This is a genomic window from Burkholderia theae (assembly GCF_048565265.1).
GTDB lineage: Bacteria > Pseudomonadota > Gammaproteobacteria > Burkholderiales > Burkholderiaceae > Burkholderia > Burkholderia theae.
In genome coordinates this window covers 549928-571640 of record NZ_CP183463.1, presented here as the reverse complement: position 1 = coordinate 571640, position 21713 = coordinate 549928, and the positions used below count along the sequence as shown (strand labels likewise).

Here is a 21713-nt window from a genome sequence, read left to right as displayed (position 1 = left end):
ATGAACATCTCCCATTTCTGCATCGACCGGCCGATCTTCGCGTCCGTCATCTCGATCGTCATCACGCTGGGCGGCGCATTGACGATGCTTGCGCTGCCGGTGGCCCAGTATCCGGACGTCACGCCGCCGCAGATCACGATCGCGGCCGCCTATCCGGGCGCGAGCGCGGACGTCGTCGCCAATAACGTGGCCGCGCCGATCGAGCAGCAGGTCAACGGCGCGGACAACATGATCTACATGAATTCGTCCAGCTCGTCGACCGGCAACCTGACGATCAACGCGTACTTCGAGATCGGCACCAACCCCGAGCTCGCGCAGGTGGACGTGCAGAACCGCGTGAACCTGGCGCTGCCGCAACTGCCGCAATCGGTTCAGGCACAGGGCGTGCAGATCCAGAAGAAATCGTCGGCGTTCATGATGGTCATCGCGATCTATTCGCCGCAGGAACGCTACGACGCGACCTATATCGCGAACTACGCGAACATCTACGTGCTCGATGCGATCAAGCGCATCGGCGGGGCCAATCAGTCCGCCATCTTCGGCACGCCCGACTATGCGATGCGCATCTGGCTGAAGCCGGACCGCATGGCGCAACTGGGCATCACCGCCGCCGACGTCCAGCGCGCGGTCGCCAACCAGAACCAGCAGTTCGCGGTCGGGCGGCTCGGTCAGGCGCCGACCGGCGGCGCGGTCGAGCAGTCGTTCGCGGTGACGACCCCGGGCCGCCTCGCCGAGCCGGCCGACTTCGACAACATCATCATCCGTGCGGCGAGCCAGGGCACGGCGATTGTCCGCCTCAAGGATGTGGGGCGGGCCGAGCTGGGGCAGAAGGACTATTCGATTCGCAGCCGTTTCCAGGGCAAGCCGGCCACGATCATCGCGGTCTATCAGCAGCCGGGCGCCAATGCGCTCGATGTGTCGAAGCAGGTGCGCGCGACGCTCGCGGACATGAAGAAGTCGTTTCCCGAAGGGCTCGACTACCAGATCGCGATGGACACGACGGAATTCACGCGCGCGTCGATCACCGACGTCGTGCACACCTTCTTCGAGGCGCTGATCCTGGTCGTGATCGTCGTGTTCGTGTTCCTGCAGAGCCTGCGCGCGACCATCATCCCGGTGCTGGCCGTGCCGGTGTCGATCCTCGGCACGGCGATGGGCATGGCGCTGCTCGGCTTCTCGATCAACATGCTGACGCTGTTCGGGATGGTGCTCGCGATCGGCATCGTGGTCGACGACGCGATCGTCGTGATCGAGAACGTCGAGCGCAACATGACGGTGTACAAGCTCGACCCGAAGGCGGCTGCCAAGCGGGCCATGGACGAGGTGGCCGGGCCGGTGGTGGCGATCGTGCTGGTGCTCTGCGCGGTGTTCGTGCCGGTCGCGTTTCTCGGTGGCATCACGGGGCAGCTTTACAAGCAGTTCGCGATCACGATCGCGATTTCGGTGGTGATCTCGGGCGTCGTCGCACTGACGTTGTCGCCGGCGCTGGCCGCGCTGCTGCTCACGAGCACGCACCACGAGAAGAAGGGTTTCTTCCGCTGGTTCGAAAACGTGTTCGCGCGGCTGACGGCCGGTTACGCGCGCGCGGTCAGGTTCGTCATCAAGCGCTTCGTGCTCGCGCTTGTGCTGTTCGGCGGCATGATCGTGCTGACGGTGCTGATGTTCAGGACGATCCCGGGCGCGTTTCTGCCACCGGAAGATCAAGGCTACCTGCTCGGCGCGATCGTCATGCCGGATGCGGCGAGTCTGGACCGCACGGGCGACGTGTCGCAGCGGGTCGCCGACTACTTCATGAAGCAACCGGCGGTGAGCAGCGTGACGACGGTCGATGGCTTCAGCCTGCTCGACAGCCAGAACAAGAACAATGCCGGCACGTTCTTCATCGGCCTGAAAGGCTTCGACGAGCGCTACAAGTTCGCGAACATCAAGACGCAGAACGCCCGCGCCGTGCTGGTCGATGCGTACGTGAACCTGTCCGGGATCAGGGAAGGCATCGTCATTCCCGTCAATCCGCCGTCGATTCCTGGGCTCGGTACGACCGGCGGCACCGAGGTATGGGTGCAGAGCAAGGGCGACGCGACGATCGCCCAGTTGGCGGGCGTCGTGCAGGACTTCGTGAACAAGGCGAAAGCGCGGCCGGAGCTGTCGGGCGTGACATCGACCTTCAACGCATCGTCGCAACAGCTGCTGGTCGACGTGGATCGCGACAAGTCCGAGACGCTCGGCGTGCCGATCCAGGACGTGTACAGCGCCATGCAGACGATGTTCGGCTCGCTTTACGTGTCGCAATTCAACCGGGCGAGCCGGCTCTGGCAGGTCATCCTGCAGGCGGAACCGTCCTACCGTCTCAAGCCGCAGGACCTGGACCAGATCTACGTGCGCAGCACGAACGGCAACATGGTGCCGCTCAAGTCCGTGGTGACCTACCGATACGTGACGGGCCCCGACCTGATCACGCGGTTCAACAATTTCCCCGCGGTCAAGATCACGGTCAATGCGGCCCCCGGCTACAGCTCCGGCCAGGTCATCGCCGTGCTCGAAGAGCTGGCGGCACAGTTGCCACCCGGTTATGACGTCGCGTGGAGCGGCGAGGCCTACGAGGCGCGCAAGGCGGGTGGAACGTCCGGCCTGGTGTTCGGCTTCGGCCTCGTGATGGTGTTCCTGATCCTCGCGGCGCAATACGAGAAGTGGTCGCTGCCGTTCGGCGTGCTGATGGCGGTACCGTTCGCGATGTTCGGCGCGCTGGTCGCGATCCTGCTGCGCGGGCTCAATAACGATGTCTACTTCCAGATCGGGCTGACGATGCTGGTGGCGCTGGCCGCCAAGAACGCGATCCTGATCTTCGAGTTCGCGGTGATCAACCGCGAGGCGGGCGCATCGCCCTACGACGCGGCGCTCACCGCTTCGGAAGAGCGCTTGCGGCCGATCATCATGACCTCGCTGGCGTTCATCCTCGGCGTCGTGCCGCTGGCGATCGCGCTCGGCGCGTCGGCGAACAGCCGCCATTCGATCGGCACGGGCGTCATCGGCGGGATGCTCGGGGCCACGGCGATCGCCGTGCTCTTCATCCCGATGTTCTATTACCTGCTCGAGGCGCTGTCGTCGCGCTCGCGCGGCCAGGCCCTGCCGCCTTCCCCGGGGGCCGGGCCCGGGACGCCGCACACCGCGCCATCCGCACCCCGCAAGGACGGCTGACATGCGACGCGCCGCGTTCTGGCGCCTCTGCGCGCCGGTCTTGCTGATGGGCTTGAGCGGATGCCTGCTCGGCCCGGACTACGTGCGGCCCAAGGTCGACGTTCCGGCGTCGTTCCGGTTCGCGTCCGGCGAGGCCGTGGACGTCGCCAACAGCGCGTGGTGGGAGCAGTTCCAGGACCCGACACTGAATGCGTTGATCGCGACCGCGCTGGCGGAAAACCGCGACGTCAAGGTGGCGTCGGCGCGCGTCGACGAATTCCTCGGTCAGTTCGTCAGCACGCGCTCGGCGTTGTTTCCGCAAGTCGCCGCCGGGTTCGACGCCACGCGCCAGCGCTCGTCGCGAAGCGGCGCGATTCCGCTGCCGCCGACGGTGCCGTCGGTCTCGAACCAGTTTCAGGCGACCGTGTCCGCCACGTGGGACCTCGACCTGTTCGGTAAGGTCAGGCGCGAAACCGAAGCCGCGCGTGCCAACCTGCGAGCGAGCGAGGAAGCGCGCCGCGCGACGATCCTGACGCTGGTGGCGTCGGTTGCGTCGTCCTACATCACGCTGCGCAGCCTGGACCGCCAGCTGGAGATCGCGAAAGCGACGACAGCGAGTCGCGCGGACTCCGTCAAGGTGTTTACGGCGCGCTTCAACGGGGGCGAAGTATCGCAGATGGAGCTGGCGCAGAGCCAGTCCGAATACGAGACGACACTCGCGACCATCCCGCAGCTCGAATCGCAGATTGCACAACAGGAGGACGCGCTGTCCGTGCTGCTCGGCCGCAATCCCGGCCCGATCGTACGCGGCCGCGCGCTCGCCGAGCTGGAGGCACCCGCGGTTCCCGCGGGGTTGCCGGCGGATCTGCTCGAACGCCGGCCCGACCTGCTGCAGGCGGAACAGAACCTGATCGCGCAGAACGCACTGATCGGCGCGGCCCGCGCGCTGTACTTCCCGTCGATTTCGCTGACCGGGCTGTTCGGTTCGGTCAGCGCGCAGTTCTCGAATCTCTTTACCGGGCCCGCGCGCGTCTGGTCGTTTGCCGGATCGGCGACGCTGCCGATCTTCACCGGCGGCAACATTACGGGCCAGGTCCGCCAGGCGGAGGCGCGTCAGCAGGAAGCGCTCTACGCGTACCAGAAGGCGATCGAGGTCGCGTTCCAGCAGGTCGAGGATGCGCTGATCGGTTCGCAGAAGTCGCGCGAGCAGCTCGCCACGCAGGCGCGCCAGATCGACGCGTTGCGCACCTACGAGCGGCTCGCGCGGTTGCGCTACGAGGGCGGTTATACGAGCTATATCGAGGTGCTCGACGCGGAGCGCACGCTGTTCAACGCGGAGCTGTCGTACACGCAGACGCGCAGCGCGACGCTCACGTCGCTCGTCAATCTCTACATGGCGATGGGCGGGGGCTGGGTCGTCACGGCCGAGCGGATGACCGCACCGCCGCACGCCGACGCCAATCGACCCGTTTCCGACGAGGGGCCGAGATGAACCGCGCCGGCCTGATCGTGTGCCACGAATGCGACCTGTTGCAGCGGAACGTGCCGGTGACGCCTGGCGGCGCGCTGCGGTGCCGGCGCTGCCACGCCGAGCTTTACCGGAATCGCGAGGACAGCCTGACGCGCGCGCTGGCGTTTGCCACGGCCGCGGGTGTGCTGTTCGTCATTTCCAACCTGTACCCGATCGTCGGCCTGTCGGTCGGCGGGACGGTGGTCGAGACGACGCTCGCCGGATCCGTGCGCGTGCTGTATGCGGACGGGATCTGGCCGCTCGCCGGCCTCGTGTTCGCGACCACGATGCTGATGCCGTTCGTGCAGATCGCCGGCATGCTCTGGCTGCTGGTGCCGTTGCGGATGAACCGCGTGCCCGCGTGCGCGGCGCTCGTGTTTCGGCTCTGCCACCTCGCGGCACCGTGGGGGATGACGGAAGTGCTGATCCTCGGCTTGCTGGTGGCGCTGGTCAAGCTGGCCCACATCGCGAGTGTCGTGACGGGCGTCGCACTCTATTCGTTCGGCGGGCTGATGCTCGTGCTTGCAGCGGCCGGCGCGGCGTTCGATGCGCACGAATTGTGGTCGCGTATCGACGCGGCGCGAGGCCACGGCGACGGGCGCGGCAGCGGCATGCCGGTGCCGCGCGGTACCGTCACGGCCGCCGATTGCGGCCTCGCGCTGTGCCACGACTGCGGGCAACTCGCGCGCGCGCCGGCCGACGCGCACGATCTGACCTGTCCGCGCTGCGGCGCGGCGCTGCACCTGCGCAAACCCGCGAGCGTGTCGCGTACGTGGGCGCTCCTGATTGCCGCGATGGTCCTTTACATTCCCGCGAACGTGCTGCCGGTGATGTACACGAGTTCGCTGTTCGGAGCGCAGAAGGACACCATCCTGAGCGGCGTCGTCTATCTGTGGGTCTCCGGGTCGTGGCCGCTCGCGGTCGTGGTGTTCGTCGCGAGCATCGCGGTGCCGCTGCTCAAGATTCTCGCGCTCGCGTATCTCGCGTTCACGGTCCAGCGGCATTCGCGATGGTTGCAGGAACCGCGTACGCGCATCTATCGGATGGTCGAATTCGTCGGGCGCTGGTCGATGCTCGACATCTACGTGATCACGATGCTCGTCGCGCTCGTGCAGTTCCAGGCGCTGGCGACGATCAAGGCCGGCCCTGCGGCGATCGCGTTCGGGGCGGTGGTCGTGCTGACGATGTTCGCGGCGACGACATTCGACCCCCGCCTGATCTGGGACACTGGAGAGCAGCATCATGGGTGGCCCCGAGCAGAAGCCTGACATGCCGGACATACCGGACGCCGTCGCGACGACGCGCTCGCGCTGGCGCATGCAACTCGTGTGGCTCGTGCCGATTGTCGCGGTGCTGATCGGCGGATGGCTGGCCGTGAAGGCCGTCATCGAACAAGGCCCGACGATCACGATCACCTTCAGGACCGGAGAGGGTCTCGAAGCCGGGAAGACGAAGATCAAGTTCAAGAACGTCGATATCGGTGTCGTCAGGTCGGTGGTGCTGTCCACCGATCACAAGCGCGTGGTGGCGACCGCCGACATCTCCAAGGATGCGACGACGCTGCTGGTCGACAACACGCGCTTCTGGGTCGTCCGCCCGCGTATTGCCGGCGGCACGGTGTCGGGCCTCAACACGCTGTTGTCCGGCTCGTTCATCGGCGCCGACGTCGGCGATGCGAAGGGCGCACGCCGCGACTTCACCGGCCTGGAGGCTCCGCCAGTGTTCACGAGCGACGAGCCGGGCCGGACGTTCGTGCTGAAAGGCATGGACATGGGGTCGATCGACGTCGGCACGCCGGTCTATTTCCGACGGCTGCAGGTCGGGCAGATCGTTTCGTATTCGCTCGACGCGGACGGCAAGGGCGTGACGGTGCACGCATTCGTCAATGCGCCGTACGACCGGTTCGTAAACACGGATTCGCGATTCTGGCACGCGAGCGGCATCGACGTCGCGCTCAGTCCCGACGGCTTGCGGGTCGAGACGCAGTCGCTGGTGTCGATCATGATCGGCGGCATTGCATTCGAGACGCCCGGCGAGCCGCTCGAGCAGGCGGCGGCGCCGACCGACATGACGTTCACGCTGTACCACGACCGCGCGGAGGCGATGAAGCGCCACGACGCCATCGTCGCGAAGTATCTGGTGAACTTCACCGATTCGGTGCGCGGCCTGACGGTCGGCGCGCCGGTCGATTTCCGCGGCGTGACGGTTGGCGAAGTGACGGGAATCTATACGCGCTTCGATCGCGAAACCCGCAAGTTCAGCATTCCTGTCGAATTCAATCTTTATCCGGAGCGTTTCACGTCGCGCTACCGGACAGGTGCCAAAGGCGGGCGCCTTTCCCAGCACCCCGAACAATTGGCGAACATGCTGGTGGAGCGCGGGCTGCGCGCGCAGTTGAGGACCGGCAACCTGCTGACCGGACAACTCTATGTCGCACTGGATTTCTTTCCGGGTTCAGCGAAGGCGTCGATCGATTGGGCCTCCAACCCGCCTGAACTGCCGGCGATTCCGGGATCGCTGCAATCGCTGCAGGATTCGGTGACGCACCTGATGGCGAAGCTCAACGGCATGCCGCTCGACAAGATCGGCAACAACGCGCAACAGACCTTGGCGAGTGCCAACCTGCTGCTCAAGCAGCTCGACACCGTGGTACCGCAGGCGCGCGATACGCTGGCATCGGCGCACTCCGCGCTCGATTCGGCGAACAGTGCGCTGCAGCCGGGCTCGGAGCTGCAGCAGAACACCGGCGACGCGATGCGGGAGATTGCCCGCACGGCCGCGGCGTTCAGGAACCTGGCGGACTACCTCGAGCGGCATCCGGAAGCACTGGTGCGGGGCAAGGCGGAGGGCCGGCCATGACACGCATCCATTCGCTCGTCCCCGTGGTGCTGATGGCCGGATTGCTCGGCGGCTGCGGCAGTTCGCCGACGGCCCGTTTCTACACGCTGAGCCCCGATGCGACGCTCACTGGCGACGGTGCCGCCATGCCGGTTTCTGTCGTGGTCAATCCGGTCACCGTGCCTGACCTCGTCGATCGCCCTCAGATCGTCACGCGCGTTGCCGGCAACCAGGTGTCGCTGGACGAGTTTGCGCGCTGGGCGGAACCGCTGAAGTCCGATATCGCCCGTGTCATTGCCGCCGATGTTGGCCAGTTGCTGGGCTCGCCGCGCGTCAACGTGTTCGATGCGGGAGCGGCGGCGGCGCCCGCCTGGCGTGTTCGTGTGGACGTCATGCGCTTCGATGCGATATCGGGCGATTCGGTCACGGTCGAAGCCCAGTGGGCCGTGCGGCCGCCGGGGAAGGCGGCGGCGGTGACGGGCCGTTCCGTTACGCGCGAGCCCGTGCAGGGGAACGGTTACGCGGCACTCATCGGCGCGTACGATCGAGCGATCGCCGCGATGAGTCGCGATATCGCGTCGGCCATCCGAACGAGCGCGCCTTAGCCAAGCGATTCGAAGAGAACGACGCGCACAACTCGAATGCCATTGGCTGCGGTTGCCCGCGCGAAACGTCTTGATGCAAGATCCCCTTTGGATACGTCCTGTGTCCTCCGTCATTCGGCGATGCAACATCCCTGACGCGTTGTGTCTGACGCAAGCAGGGTGTGGCGTCTTCGCGAGCAACCTGTTTGTGTCCGAAGATGCGCGGCATCTTTAGAATGGGTGTCGCGTCTGACGGGGCGCTTTCAATACGCAATGGTTCGGCCGTCGACAGGGTCTGACGGCCGACCGATGGACCTCGTCGCAGACTTTACTTTGGGAGAAACACGATGCACGACCGTCCGAAAGCAGTCCCGACACGCCAGGTATCGAACGAACGCGTGATCGTCACCGAATGGCGATTTGCGCCCGGTGCCGAGACCGGCTGGCATATCCATCAGCATGACTATGTCGTCGTGCCGCAAACGGACGGCCAGCTTCTCCTCGAGACCACACAAGGCAACCGCGAGTCGCAACTGCATGCCGGGAGCAGCTATGCGGGGTTGAAGGGCGTCGAGCACAATGTCGTCAACGCGACTGATCACGAAGTCGTGTTCATCGAAGTGGAGATTCTCTGAGAGGCGCATCGCAAAGGGAGATGAACGATGAAAATGACTGACATCCCGTTCGGCACGATCGACTGGAACACGGTGGAACCGACCGAACACAATGGAGAGCGCGGTGTCGCTCGCTGGCGGACACTGCAATTCGGCGACATTCGGGTGAGGCACGTTGAATATTCGGCCGGTTACGTGGCGGATCATTGGTGCGTCAAAGGTCACATCCTTTATTGCCTTGAAAGCGAGTTGCTGACGGAGCTCGACGACGGGCGACAGTTCATCCTGCGCCCGGGCATGAGCTATCAGGTCGCCGACAATGCGGAAGCGCACCGGTCGTCCACGCAGGCAGGCGCCAAATTGTTCATCGTTGATTGAACCGGTTGTAGCCAGACTCGGTTGGTCTCAGTTGACCCGATTCGATGATGAGTGTTTGCCCTAAGTCGCATCGTCAAGTCCGATCCGTGATCCCGAACCGTATTGGCCGTTGCCCGTGAGCCGACGTGGGCGTCCTCGCGAATGTCCTGCTTGGGGCGGCGGCCGCACACCTTCGTGCGCGCGCCAGACAGCAGACAAAATATGCCCAAGTGGCAGGCGGTGTTCGCTAGAATCTGCTTTCGTCGAGGAAACAACGTATTTGCATTGGTGCAGAGCGGTATCCGGTTACAGACGCTGCTCGCCCTGATTCGATTGTTCATCTTTTACCGGAGGCGGGCATGCCAGGTTTACTTCCCGATGTCGACCGCGAGGGGCTCCTCGAATATTCAGTGGTTTACACGGATCGGTCGGTCAACCATATGTCGCAGCGCTTTCAAGGCGTCATGCGCGACATTTCCGCTACGCTGAAAAACGTCTACAACGCGAAGTCGGCCGTTATCGTCCCGGGCAGCGGGACGTTCGGCATGGAAGCCGTTGCCCGGCAGTTCGCGACGAACAAGAAGTGTGTGGTTATCCGCAATGGCTGGTTCAGTTTCCGCTGGTCGCAGATTTTCGACATGGGCAGCATTCCGTCCGAATCGATCGTGCTGAAGGCGCGTCCGGTCGAACCGGGAAGACAGGCCCCGTATGCGCCTGCCCCGATCGACGAAGTGGTCGCTGCGATCAAGGAAAACAAGCCGGATTTCGTCTTTGCGCCGCATGTCGAAACCGCCTCCGGGATGCTGTTGCCCGATGACTATTTGCGCGCGGTGTCCGACGCCGTGCATGCCGTCGGCGGCATGTTCGTCCTGGATTGCATCGCGTCCGGTACGGTCTGGGTCGACATGCAGGCCAGTGGTATCGATATCCTGATCAGTGCCCCGCAAAAAGGATGGAGTGCGTCACCTTGCTGCGCAATGGTCATGCTCAGCCCGCTGGCGCGCGAAAGAATCGATGCAACGACCAGCACCAGCTTTGCCTGCGATCTTCGCAAGTGGCTGCAGATCATGGAAGCCTACGAGAACGGCGGGTTCGCGTACCACGCGACGATGCCCACGGACAGTCTCACGACGCTGCGCGACGTGATGAAGGAAACCGAGGCATACGGTTTCGAAAAGGTGAGGGCGGAGCAGCTTGAACTCGGCAAACGCATTCGTTCGCTGCTGGCCGACAAGGGTTTCAAAAGCGTGGCGGCCGAAGGTTTTCAGGCGCCGGGCGTCGTGGTCAGCTACACGGACGATGACGGCATCCGCTCCGGGAAGAAATTCGCCGATGTCGGTTTGCAGATCGCGGCGGGCGTTCCGCTGCAATGCGACGAGCCCGAGGATTTCAAGACCTTCCGCCTCGGATTGTTCGGCCTGGACAAACTGCATGATGTCGACGGTGCGGTCGCCAGGTTTGCCGACGCGTTGAACCGCGTTCTGTAGGTCGATTGTCTGGAGCAGGCGCGCGCCGAGTCGTTGTCGGTGATGCGCGCGCCGCAATTGCTTGTCTTTGCGGCCACCCTCATTCCTTGAGCGGTGGCCGTGGGCGACCCGAAGCGGCCCCCTATATCTCCTCGCGGTGGTCGTTCGTCAGCACTGGAACCGTCGAAAGGAAAGCGCCAAAGCGCCACTGCGATGGTGCGCGAGTCGGACTGCGCCGCGGATCGCTGGCCCGCCAATCTGCACCCTCCCGCCGACGTAGCTGACCGGGTGCGACGCCTTGCAGAAGCGTCATGCTTCATTGCTCGACGCCAATTACCCGACCCACAATTGCGTCGTGGACATCGAACGTCGGGAACGGGCAAGCGTCCTTTGTAATACGATCATTCATCGCATACGCGCGGCGGCTGTGTGGCCTCAGGCGTCGTTCATTGTCCCCATCGAAATCATGACCGATCATTTAAAGCCCATTAAATTTGCGCAGCCGGAGCTTGACGAACTGACCATTGAGGCAGTCACTGACGTGCTTCGGTCACACCAGTTGACGAGTGGTCCCAAAACAGTGGCTTTCGAGGCTGCACTCTCTGCAACTTTCGGGGGGCGACCGACGCGCGTCGTCACATCGGCGACGGCGGCAATGGAGCTGGCATTGCAGGTTTGTGGCGTCGGGCCGGGCGACGAGGTGATCACCTCGGCCCAAAGCTTCTTTTCGACGATGAACATGATCGTCAAATGTGGGGCGATTCCGAAATTCGTCGACTGTGATCTCGAGTCGCGCACGATCGATCTGGAACAAGTGGAGCGCGCGATCACCGCGCGAACCAAGGCAATCATGCCGACGCACTTTCCAGGGTCTCTCGTGGACATGGATGCGCTTATGGCGCTCGCCGGCAAGTACGACTTGCGCATCATTGAAGACGCTGCCCTGGTTCAGGGCTCGCATTGGCAGGGACGAGCGATCGGCAGCTTCGGCGACGTGACGACGTTCAGTTTCCATCCGAACAAGAACATGACGACAATCGAGGGCGGAGCCATCGTCGTCAATTCGGAAGAGGAAGCGAGACGCATCGATGTTCTCCGGTTCCACGGCATCCGTCGCTTGCCTGACGGTACCCGGGATGTCGACGAAGCTGCCGGCAAATTCAACATGTCGGATGTCTCGGCGGCTATCGGCCTGCGACAACTTCAGCAACTCGATGGATTTCTGGAAAAGCGGGAGACGCTCGTTTCGCGATACTTTCAGGGATTTCCGGAAATAGCGGGGGCTGTTCTGCCTCCGCAGGCAGTGCCGCGGCAAAGCTGGAACATGTTCTGCGTCCTGTTCCCGTTTTCCGCAACGCGATTCAGCCGCCACGCGTTCCGTAACGAACTGGAGCGCCGCGGCATCTTGACCGGCGTTTCATACGAGGCACTTCATACCACTTCGCTTGGCCGGAAACTCGGCTATGCCGAAGGCCAGTTTCCCAATGCCGAACGCATCTCGCGCGAGACCGTTACCCTGCCTCTGCACGTTGGAATGAGTGAGGAAAATGTCGATCGCGTCTGCCGTACCGTAGCAGAGGTCTGGCACGCACTTTGATGCTTCGCCTGCTGTTTGATCCCGGTGCTGCATCGATAACAACTGTCGAACGCCTTGTCCGGGCCGCACAGTAACCGACGAGTGATCGCAGTTCTGTCACGTCTGCATTCACACGTCGGTCTGCTCTGACATCTCAAGTACGTCGTCGACTTCGACTCCGAGATAGCGTCGCTTGCCGACGAAGTCGAAAGGGAAAATCCGGAAGTTCGAATCGAGCGCGCCGATCAAACCGCAAGATAACGAATCGATCGGGCGTGATGTTCGGGCGCGCTTTGTTGCGCGCGCCCTGGTGAGTGACATGCGTTGGGTGCATCGCACCGGGACGCCACCTTTAACCGCGCGTGTCGACCCAGTTGCGTGCCCAGCGTGCCGAGTGCTGCAGCGCCTGCACTTCACTCGGGAAGTAGTCGAGCGAATAGAACTGGTAGCGGCCTTCGGCGCGCGAGCTGCCGGCGCGTTCGAGCAGCAGGTTGGATGAAAAACTACCGTCGGGCAAGCGATGCGCCGAGGGTTGGACGGCATAGCCGTTGTACTGTTGAGTTCGTTTGTCTTGCATTTGCATTTTAATTTTAATGATGTTCGAGTGCGCGCGTGCCGTGCCAAATGTGCACGGGTGCGCCGATTCAAAGCCATTGCGAGCTGAATCTGAAGCAGTCGGAAAGCGAAAAAAGGCGTTGCTGCCGGAGGGGAGAGTGAAGTGCAACGAGGCGTGTGGCGCTTGGCAAGCTGCTGAACAAACAGATGCAGCTAAGAGCGATCGCGCCAACTTTAGGAGACAAAGCTCCGTGAGGGTGTCGCTGCGACCCGGCGTCCGTCGTGGGAGGCCGGGTCCTTCAAACTTTACAGCGGCTTGATGTTGGCCGCTTGCAGACCCTTCGGGCCTTGCTTCGTTTCGAAGCTCACTTTTTGATTTTCAGCGAGCGTCTTGAAGCCGTCTGCGCGAATTTCGGAGAAGTGAGCGAACAGGTCGTCACCGCCGTTGTCCGGAGTGATGAAGCCAAAGCCTTTGCTGTCGTTGAACCACTTAACGATACCGGTATCCATGAAGAATCCTTGAGGAAAAAAATAAGAAGAGTTGCTCTGTTGAAGAGCGCTTGAAGCGTCAAGGAGGGAGAGGACAACGAATACCGCTGAGGAGCGAGCAATTGATGAACAGCAATCGGACTTCTTGGACTTCGGGGCACACACTAACGGTCGGGCAGGGGTGGCGTCAATGATTAACTTGTAACTGTGTCTTCAAAAGGTCCGTTTTGTGGACGAGGTGATGTGGCCCTGCTTGGCTGCGCGCCGTGCCTGGCATGGCGCGCGGGTTGGGCAGGGTCCAGTTCGGCCGATGGCTTTGAACGACCCGATTCAACCGGTCAAATATCGACAAACCGGCCATTTGTTCGTCGTGGCGAGCAATAGGCCACCGCCTCGTCGCGAGAATGAACCGACGCGAGAAAGGGCAAACGCTTACGCCAATCGCAGATCCCACAACGCATCGAGGACATGTTGCGTGGAACGCTCGACGTGCCCCGCACGATGCGCAATACCGAGCCGGCGCCACAACGCCGGGCGCAGTGGACGCATGACAATGCGACTGTCGGGTAATGGCGTCGTGGCCTCATGAGGCAACAGCGCCGCGCCATAACCTGCCGCGACCAGACTCTTGATCGCATCGTTGTAATTGAGCTGAATGCGCGGCGCGGGATGGTGCCCTCCGGCCGCAAACCACTCCGCGGTCAGACGCGAGAGACGCGTAGTCGCATCGTTGAGAATGAGCGGTTGAGTGGCGAGCCATTCAGGCGTAATGCGAGCCGGACTTCGCCAATGTGCCGGTACAAAGGCCATCACGGGGTCGCGGCGCCAAGGCTTTATCACGAGTCCGGCCACCGGAGGCTGCGGCAGTGCGACCAGCCCGATATCCAGCGTCCCGTCCGCCAATCGGGTCAGCGTTTCATGCGAGGTGAGTACCGCGATCTGAATATCGATGGCGGGATGCTGCTGACGCAGCACGTCAAGCGCTTGTGGCAAAAGATGCGCAATCGCGCCGGTCGATGCGCCGAGCCGAACGCGTCCGACCAGCCCTTGAACCTGGCGGTGAACATCGTCCAGCGCCTGTTCCGCGTCGGCCAACAGTCGACGGGCGCGCTCGATCAACAACTCGCCGGTTGCCGACGGCCGAACCTGTCCACGCTTGCGCGACAGGAGCGGAGCCCCGATGCGCTCTTCGAGTTCGGCGATGTGGAGGCTGACCGTTGGTGGCGCCAGATGCAACGCACGCGCCGCGTCGGCGAATGAGCCACGGTCGGCAATCGCGACCAGGGTGCGCAAGCGGTCCAGGCTGATCTCTCGCATGTCGGCGTCCCGATTCAGAAAAACTGAATGTCAAAGTCACGAAATTCAACTTTCACTATTCTAGCGGCGCGCCGAAGATAACAGGCTCGTTCCGCTTGTTACCAGTCACCGGAGTATTGCGCGCATGAGCTCTCCCCTTGTTTTCATCGACGGCGACCAAGGCACCACCGGGTTGCAAATTCACGAACGGCTTCGCGGCCGGACCGATCTGAAACTGGTCACGCTTCCAGCCGCGGAACGCAAGGATTCCAGGCGTCGCGCCGACGCCATCAACGCCTGCGACATCGCCATCCTGTGCTTGCCCGATGGCGCCGCGCGCGAGGCGGTGGACGCCATCGTCAACCCTGCCGTCCGAGTCATCGACGCCAGTTCCGCCCATCGCACACAGCCGGACTGGACCTACGGCTTTCCGGAAATGACGCCGGGACAGGCTGAGCGCATTGCGACCGCCCGTCGGGTCTCCAATCCGGGTTGTTATCCGACCGGTGCAATTGGCCTGCTGCGTCCCCTGCTGCAAGCCGGGCTCATCCCGGGGAACCACCCGGTCAGTATCTACGCGGTGTCCGGTTACTCCGGACGCGGGCGTGCCGGTGTGGAAGAACACGAGGGGCCGGGTGCCGTCAACGCACCGTCGTACCAGGTGTATGGTCTGGAGCTCGCGCACAAGCACACCCCGGAGATCCAGCAGCACGCCGGGCTCGCGCGGCGTCCGATCTTCGTCCCTGCGTATGGGGCGTTCCGCCAGGGCATCGTGCTGACGGTGCCCCTGGATGTGCGGCTGCTGGCACCCAACGCTGACGGCGCCACGTTACACGCGTGCCTCGCGCGCCACTATGCCGAGGCGGCTCACGTACATGTCGTGCCGCTGCACGAATCGTGCGCTCTGAAGCAACTGGATCCGCAGGGTCTGAACGGTACCGACGATATGCGCTTGAGCGTGTTTCCCAACATGGAGTACGGGCACGTTCTTCTTTCCGCGGTTTTCGATAATCTCGGCAAGGGCGCAGCCGGCGCTGCGGTTCAGAACCTGAACCTGATGCTCGCGCAGTAGTGGTGGCCGATGGCTTGCCCTGATGTTCGGCGGCACCCGTATGCCAACGGCTGTCGGCAATCCGGTCGTGGCAGTCGCGTGTCTCGAACTGGCTGCGGCCACGGCCAGATCCGGTCGATTGAGCCTGGCCGTCGCCCGTTCGAAATCGATGCGGCGCAAGCCGCGGTTACGTCGATTGCGCGATGAGGGTTCTACTCTTACTAGTGAAACACAATCGCGCCATTGTCTGCGCACATCTCGAAGGCCTTCATCCAGTCGCCATACGACTCGTAAAAGTAAGCATCAGGTACGTGTGCTGCCTGATCGCGGTACTGGACGAAATCTCGATAGACCTTGCGGCACACTTCCGGACCGATCACGCCTTCCGCGTCGGAGAAATTGATCAATTCCCAAAACGGTCCATGGTCAAGCTTCCATGCCGTTTCGTCGTATCTCGATTCAACCACGTTGTTCCGCGTGGATGCGCTTGGCTGGTATCCGGCGAGCTTGGCCAGTTCATTCCGCCATGCGTTGTAGCCCGAGTAGGAGCCCGCTCTGAAGTCGAATGACGAGTCGAACTGGTACACCTTGCCACTCTCGAGTCCGCGAAAACGCTCAGGGAAATCCACGGGAGACAGAATGACTTGATTTTTTCCTTGTGGCTCCCCATCCGATGACAGGGTAGGCAATTCGACACGTTTCAATCCACTGTATGCCGTGACGTCGAGTCCAGCGTATGCCACCGAGGCAAACAGGGAAAGAATCAGGGGAAGGAGAACGCGCTTCATGAAGTAATCGATATATCCAAAAAAATCAGGCGCTGCCCTCAGAACCCTCACCGCTGCCGAGGGATGATTCCTGAGCGAGTAGTTCGCATTGTCAGCGATCCACGTGCGGTTGTCGAAGGTCGTCAACTGGACGATTGTCGCCCGGTGTAGCCGATATTTCTCGGTGCGAGCGCTCAGATAGTTCGAGCCACCTGCTCGGCCAACCCGATGAGCCAACGCAGGCCGCGGTCGCCCTGATGCGCGGTCTTCCACAGCGCGCTGATCTGATGCGTCGGCGTATCGAACGGCAACGTGCTGATGCGCAGGCCAAGACTGCGGCTCCAGATGCGAGCGATGTAGTCGGGCACCGTGACGAACACGGGATTGTCGCGTGCAATGAAAGGCAGCGTTGCAAAGTGAGGATTGGAAAATATCACGCGCCGTTGCTTGCCCAGCGCCTCCAGCCGTTCGTCGATGAATCCTCGCAGTTCGCCTTTGAACGAGGTCAGCGCATGCGGATGCGCCAGAAACTCGCGCATGCTCACGGTTTCGCCTCGCGTCCGTATCAGCGCCGGGTTGTAGAGGCATACAAAGCGCCAGTCCAGTAGCGCGCACTGCTGTTGCCATGGCGCGCATTCGTTGAACACGCCGAATGCGACCTCGATCTCGTTGCGCTCGAACATGCTGGAGACGCGGTGGCAGTCCGTATCCAGGGAGATGAGCTTTACGCCCGGCGCTTCGACGGCGAGCTTGTTGAACAAGGTAGGAAACAGCGTCACCGCTATCGCTTCGGAAACACCGACCCGGAATGTCCGATCGGAATTTCGGGCATCGAATGGCTGGCCGACGCGCATGCTTTCATGAAGGCCAATCAGCAGCGTGTCGATCTGCCGGGAAAGCTCCAGTGCACGCGGTGTGGGTTCCATTCCGGAACGACTCCGCACGAACAACTCGTCACCAAATGCAGCGCGAAGTCGTTTCAGTGCGCCGCTCACGGCGGGCTGACCGAGGAACAACCGCTCGGCTGCACGCGTGACATGGCGCTCTTTCATGAGTGCATGGAAGACGAGCAGCAGATTGAGATCGAATCGCCGAAGATCATTCTCGATGATGGATGTCATCACAATAAGCAATTGGAATAATAGTCCGCCTAGCATGCATGCTATCTCCGCCCGCCGCAACAGCGGCTGCGTGAAGACAGGGGAGCGCAATGAACAGCGACACTGGCAAGGTGGTGGTACTAGGCGGCTCGTCCGGCATCGGACTGGCTACGGTGAGGCGCCTGGCCGGCGCCGGTTACGAAGTGATCGCCACGGGACGTGATGCGGACAAGCTGCAGACAGTGGCCGCATCGATCAAGGGATCCGTGCGCGTCGAAGCGTTCGATGGCGCGCAGCGTGATCAGCTGGAACGTTTCTTTGCGAGCATCGGGACCATTGACCATCTGGTGATCGCATTGAGCGGTGGCGAAGGCGCCGGCGCGTTCAAGGATCTCGATCTGGCCTCGTTGCGTCGTGGCTTCGAGGCGAAATTCTGGCCTCATGTACAGGCCGCGCAGACTGTCCTGCCGACCCTGCGCAAGGTCGGCAGCATAACGTTCGTCACCGCGATTTCCGCTCGCATCGCCAACCCGGGCACGAGCGGCCTGGCCGCGATCAATGCGGCGATCGAGGCGATGGTGCCGGTGCTTGCTCGCGAATTGGCGCCGACCCGAGTCAACGCAGTCTCGCCCGGCGTGGTAGAGACGGCGTGGTGGAACGCCATGCCGGACGCAGCCCGGCGGGCATTCTTCGAACAGCATGCCAGCGAATTGCCGGTGGGGCGCGTCGGGCAGCCTGACGATGTCGCGCAGGCGATCGCCTACCTGATCGGAAACGGCTACACCACCGGCAGCATCATGGAGTGCGATGGCGGCCTGCATCTCCTCTGAAGGTCATGAAAGGCACCGCGCCGCATTTTTGTCTCAACCATTACTAAAAGGAGAAAAAATATGTCCAGGCAAATCTTCATCAACCTGCCGGTGCAAGACCTGCAGAAGGCGACGGCGTTCTATACCGCCATCGGTGCCAGCAGAAATCCGCAGTTCAGCGACGATACGAGTTCCTGCATGGTGTGGTCGGACACGATCTTCGTGATGCTGATGACGCATGAAAAATGGGCGCATTTCACGAAGAAACCGATCGTCGACTCGCGGCGCGAAAGCGAGGTCATGCTGGCGCTCAGCGCGCAAGATCGTGAGAGCGTGGACAAGATGACTGAAACGGCCGGGGCGCACGGCGGCAAAGCGGACGTCAATGCGAAACAGGATCTCGGTTTCATGTACGGCCGCAGCTTCGAAGACCCGGATGGCCATATCTGGGAAGTGATGTTCGTCGATATGTCGCAGATGTCCACGCAATAAAACTCGGGTAAGTGAGTTCGCGGAATCGATCCGTGAACTCATCGACTCCTTGATGCAGGTGATTTTCCCGGCACGACCCTCTCTCCATACCCGTGGTCTGCCGGTCTTTTCCCGGAACGACGTTGCCGAAAAACGCCGCGACAAGCAGCGGTCCGCCAACGATTGCCGCAATCAGTGAGCGTAGCCGCAGCCGCCCCTTTGCAGACCATCCGCACCCGGAGGACAATACCCGCGGAAATCTCGTCGGAGGTTGCGCATCATGGCCACGTTTCAGCCCGCTGGATGGCATACCGTCACGCCCCGAATCGTCGTGCGCGATCCGGAGAACCTGATCCTGTTCGTCAGGACGGTATTCCACGCACAGGGCGAATTCCGCGCCGGGCTGCCTGCCGAAATCCGGATCGGCGATTCCGTCGTGATGATCAGCGGCGGAGACGGCCTGCGCGAACCGATGCCGGCGTTTCTGTACGTCTATGTCGAGGACGCCGATTCGACCTATCGGCGTGCGATCGCGGCGAATGCGATCTCGCTCGAAGTTCCCGCCGACATGCCCTACGGCGACCGCCGGGCAATGGTGCAAGATCCGTGGGGAAACACGTGGCAGATCGCCACGCACCAGCGCGACCTCTCGGCCGACGAGATCCGCTCGAGGCTGGCCGACGGCGGATAGCCGATCGTTGCCGAGCAGGGAGCACGTCGGGCACCTCGTTTCCCGTCCGCGGTCGTCCGACATCCATCCGTGGGGCTACCCGCAGGGCTTCGCGCAACAGCACACGCTTCAGCGTCATGCCGCTTCGCCGGTCAAATCTGTCGTAATCGTCAAGATTCACGTCGCGTGCAGGTAAAACCTTCCCGTCCAGCCCGCCGTTAACCCGTTCGCAGCCCTCGCGCCACGTGTTGCGACGTGACGCCCGTCTTTCGTGATCCGTAGTCCACATCCGCTGTTGGCCGCGCCCGGCCAGCGCAAGGGAACGTCATGCGAAAACAACTCACTATTCGTGGTGGACTCATCGCGACCATCGCCGGTTATACCGTGCTGCTCGTGCTGGTGGTCGGCGCCTGCATCGCGGCCCTCTACGAGGGCAACGCTTCGCTCGAGGCGATGTACCGCGACGACACCGCGTCGCTGCTGCACCTGAAGACCAGCTCCGAGCGGATGCTGGTGCTGCGCGAACGCATGAGCGACGTCGCGCAGATCATCAGCGCCGGCCAGTCGGGCAAGGACGGAATTGCGCAGCTCCACACGCTCCTCAAGCAGAGCAACGACGAACTGGATGCCTACACGCGTCTACATGCGCGCGACGCCAATGAACAGGCGCTGTTCGACACGCTGCAGAGCCGTCGTCGCGCGTTGCTGGACCGGGTGTTCCTGAAGGCGCTATCGCAGCTCGACGGCGACGACGCGTTCAACTTCCTCGACACGCAGCGTACGGCGCCGCCCGCGCTGTTCGCCGCGTACCAGGATGCGATCGATGCGCTCGAATCGTTCCAGGTCGCGCGCGAAAAGGCCCGCTACGAGGCGGCCGGCGACCATTTCCACCGGATCGTGTGGGGGATGGCGGCGGTCGCGGTGTTTGCGCTGGTCGTCGGCTTCTTTGCGCAGCGCATGCTCGCGAAGGCGATCATCGAGCCGATCAATCTGGCCGTCGGCCAGTTCGACAAGATCTCGAAAGGCGACCTGACCGGGACGGTCGTCATTCCGGGCGAAAACGAGATGGCCTATCTGCTGCATGCGCTGAAGCGGATGCAGGACGGCCTCGTCGATACGGTGAACCAGGTGCGCGCGAGCACGGAGACGATCGTCGTTGACGTCCGCACGATCGCGAGCGGCAACGTCGACCTGTCCGCGCGCACCGAGCAGCAGGCTGTGTCGCTGCAGCAGGCGGCGGCAAGCGTCGAACAACTGACGGCGGCCGTGCGCCAGAACGCGGACAACGCGCGCGACGCACGCACGTACGTCGAGGGCGCGGCCGGCATCGCGTCGCGCGGCGGCGATGCAATGCAGCGCGTCGTCGAGACGATGTCCGAGATTTCCAGCAGCTCCGCGCGGATCTCCGGCATCGTCGGCGTGATCGAGAGCATCGCGTTCCAGACGAACATCCTCGCGTTGAACGCTGCCGTGGAGGCCGCGCGTGCCGGCGAGCAGGGGCGCGGGTTCGCGGTGGTCGCGACCGAGGTGCGCGGGCTCGCGCAACGCAGTGCGTCGGCGGCGAAGGAAATCAAGGACCTGATCGGCCATTCCACGCGGCGCGTCGCGGACGGCAGCGGCCTTGTCACGCAGGCCGGCTCGGCGATGGCCGAACTCGTCGCCGCGGTCGAGCGTGTCAATGCAATCATGAGCGAAACCAGCAACGCATTCGAAGAGCAGTCGTCGGGCATCGAGCAGGTGAACGCCGCGGTCATCCAGATCGAGCAGACGATGCAGCGTAATGCCGCGCTGGTCGAGGAGGCGGCGGCCGCGGCGCTGTCGCTCGACGAACAGGGTTCGCGGCTGAGCGCGGCGGTCGCGCAGTTCCGACTGCGCGAAGAGGCCGTCGCGTGACGCTGGAACGCGTTATCGCATAGGTCAACAGCGGCACACGGAATCAGCGGCGCTCGTGCGTGCGCGGCTCACTGCGGGGATTCAGGCAGCGCGTAGTCGAAGCTGTACGAATGCTGGCCGTTATCGATATTGATGGTCATCGAGCCGGAGAGCCCGAGCAATTCTCCCGTCCCGGAATCGGGCACGACGGTGATCGATTGCTTCGGCTGCCCGCGCGTCATGGTGGAGCTATGTTGCAGGACAAAGCTGCCGTGGCGCCCACCCAGCACACCCTGCACGGTTTCCATTGCCACGTAGCCAGCGGAGCCCTGGACACTGCTTCGGAACGCGAGCATCTCTCCGTGGCTGACGGCTTCCAGGTCGCCGTGAAATTGCTTGTCCAGTGACATGCGGCCGAGCCCGGTGTTTTCCGCGACGCTACTCAGGGCTTCCGGATTCAGCTTCACTTCAAAAGGACCGTTGGCCAGCAGTTTCATTGCAGCTCTCCTTGATG

Annotated in this window: 21 protein-coding genes; 14 read left to right on the top strand and 7 right to left on the bottom strand. The window is 62.8% G+C overall.

Annotation, left to right across the window (positions count from 1 at the left end):
• From ACN22W_RS35340 to ACN22W_RS35300, 9 genes are all read left to right on the top strand, one after another.
• Positions 1–3195 carry an efflux RND transporter permease subunit gene (locus ACN22W_RS35340; RefSeq protein ID WP_419690656.1) on the top strand — a complete coding sequence of 1065 codons (3195 nt, stop codon included), beginning with the start codon at positions 1–3 and terminating at the stop codon, positions 3193–3195.
• 1 nt (position 3196) lies between these two features.
• Positions 3197–4666, top strand: a complete 1470-nt coding sequence (locus ACN22W_RS35335; RefSeq protein ID WP_419690655.1) for an efflux transporter outer membrane subunit — start codon at positions 3197–3199, stop codon at positions 4664–4666.
• Positions 4663–5952: a paraquat-inducible protein A gene (locus ACN22W_RS35330; RefSeq protein ID WP_419690654.1), complete on the top strand. Its 1290-nt coding sequence runs from the start codon at positions 4663–4665 to the stop codon at positions 5950–5952. Before ACN22W_RS35335 ends, ACN22W_RS35330 begins: the two co-directional genes overlap by 4 nt.
• Positions 5927–7543 carry an intermembrane transport protein PqiB gene (locus ACN22W_RS35325; protein WP_419690653.1) on the top strand — a complete coding sequence of 539 codons (1617 nt, stop codon included), beginning with the start codon at positions 5927–5929 and terminating at the stop codon, positions 7541–7543. Before ACN22W_RS35330 ends, ACN22W_RS35325 begins: the two co-directional genes overlap by 26 nt.
• A gap of 32 nt (positions 7544–7575) precedes the next feature.
• Positions 7576–8127 carry a PqiC family protein gene (locus ACN22W_RS35320; RefSeq protein WP_419690773.1) on the top strand — a complete coding sequence of 184 codons (552 nt, stop codon included), beginning with the start codon at positions 7576–7578 and terminating at the stop codon, positions 8125–8127.
• A gap of 326 nt (positions 8128–8453) precedes the next feature.
• On the top strand, positions 8454–8741 hold the full coding sequence (locus ACN22W_RS35315) for a cupin domain-containing protein (RefSeq protein ID WP_193102464.1): 288 nt from the start codon (positions 8454–8456) through the stop codon (positions 8739–8741).
• Between the two features lie 27 nt (positions 8742–8768).
• On the top strand, positions 8769–9098 hold the full coding sequence (locus tag ACN22W_RS35310; protein WP_419690652.1) for a DHCW motif cupin fold protein: 330 nt from the start codon (positions 8769–8771) through the stop codon (positions 9096–9098).
• 338 nt (positions 9099–9436) lie between these two features.
• Positions 9437–10564 (top strand): aminotransferase class V-fold PLP-dependent enzyme, encoded by a 1128-nt coding sequence (locus tag ACN22W_RS35305; protein WP_419690651.1) that lies wholly within the window; start codon positions 9437–9439, stop codon positions 10562–10564.
• Positions 10565–10841: 277 nt separating this feature from the next.
• Positions 10842–12140 (top strand): DegT/DnrJ/EryC1/StrS family aminotransferase, encoded by a 1299-nt coding sequence (locus ACN22W_RS35300; protein ID WP_419690650.1) that lies wholly within the window; start codon positions 10842–10844, stop codon positions 12138–12140.
• 108 nt (positions 12141–12248) lie between these two features.
• On the opposite strand, the gene ACN22W_RS35295 is transcribed toward ACN22W_RS35300, so the two are convergent.
• From ACN22W_RS35295 to ACN22W_RS35280, 4 genes are all read right to left on the bottom strand, one after another.
• A complete protein-coding gene (locus ACN22W_RS35295; protein ID WP_419690649.1) occupies positions 12249–12440 on the bottom strand; it encodes a hypothetical protein in 192 nt (63 codons plus the stop codon).
• 31 nt (positions 12441–12471) lie between these two features.
• Entirely contained in the window at positions 12472–12696 is a 225-nt protein-coding gene (locus ACN22W_RS35290) for a hypothetical protein (protein ID WP_412026089.1), read from the bottom strand.
• Between the two features lie 284 nt (positions 12697–12980).
• Complete coding sequence (locus ACN22W_RS35285; RefSeq protein ID WP_006485974.1) at positions 12981–13184, bottom strand: cold-shock protein; 204 nt, start codon at positions 13182–13184, stop codon at positions 12981–12983.
• Between the two features lie 411 nt (positions 13185–13595).
• The gene (locus ACN22W_RS35280; RefSeq protein WP_419690648.1) at positions 13596–14480 is read right to left on the bottom strand and encodes a LysR family transcriptional regulator; all 885 of its coding nucleotides are present in this window, start codon (positions 14478–14480) and stop codon (positions 13596–13598) included.
• Between the two features lie 124 nt (positions 14481–14604).
• Here ACN22W_RS35280 and argC point away from each other — a divergent pair, with 124 nt between their 5' ends.
• Entirely contained in the window at positions 14605–15531 is a 927-nt protein-coding gene (gene argC / locus ACN22W_RS35275; protein WP_419690647.1) for an N-acetyl-gamma-glutamyl-phosphate reductase, read from the top strand.
• 200 nt (positions 15532–15731) lie between these two features.
• Here argC and ACN22W_RS35270 read toward each other — a convergent pair whose 3' ends face one another.
• On the bottom strand, positions 15732–16424 hold the full coding sequence (locus tag ACN22W_RS35270; RefSeq protein WP_419690646.1) for a hypothetical protein: 693 nt from the start codon (positions 16422–16424) through the stop codon (positions 15732–15734).
• 47 nt (positions 16425–16471) lie between these two features.
• Positions 16472–17398, bottom strand: coding sequence for a LysR family transcriptional regulator (locus ACN22W_RS35265; protein WP_419690645.1), 927 nt, complete (start codon positions 17396–17398; stop codon positions 16472–16474).
• Between the two features lie 89 nt (positions 17399–17487).
• Between ACN22W_RS35265 and ACN22W_RS35260 the strand changes: the two genes are divergently transcribed.
• The 4 genes from ACN22W_RS35260 (at position 17488) to ACN22W_RS35245 (ending at position 21220) form a co-directional block, all read left to right on the top strand.
• Entirely contained in the window at positions 17488–18207 is a 720-nt protein-coding gene (locus tag ACN22W_RS35260) for an SDR family oxidoreductase (RefSeq protein WP_419690644.1), read from the top strand.
• 60 nt (positions 18208–18267) lie between these two features.
• On the top strand, positions 18268–18678 hold the full coding sequence (locus ACN22W_RS35255) for a VOC family protein (RefSeq protein ID WP_343492784.1): 411 nt from the start codon (positions 18268–18270) through the stop codon (positions 18676–18678).
• A 259-nt stretch (positions 18679–18937) separates the two neighbouring features.
• Entirely contained in the window at positions 18938–19348 is a 411-nt protein-coding gene (locus tag ACN22W_RS35250; protein ID WP_419690643.1) for a VOC family protein, read from the top strand.
• A 306-nt stretch (positions 19349–19654) separates the two neighbouring features.
• Positions 19655–21220, top strand: coding sequence for a methyl-accepting chemotaxis protein (locus ACN22W_RS35245; RefSeq protein ID WP_419690642.1), 1566 nt, complete (start codon positions 19655–19657; stop codon positions 21218–21220).
• A 68-nt stretch (positions 21221–21288) separates the two neighbouring features.
• On the opposite strand, the gene ACN22W_RS35240 is transcribed toward ACN22W_RS35245, so the two are convergent.
• Positions 21289–21696, bottom strand: a complete 408-nt coding sequence (locus ACN22W_RS35240; protein WP_419690641.1) for a DUF3224 domain-containing protein — start codon at positions 21694–21696, stop codon at positions 21289–21291.
• Positions 21697–21713: the final 17 nt, after the last annotated feature.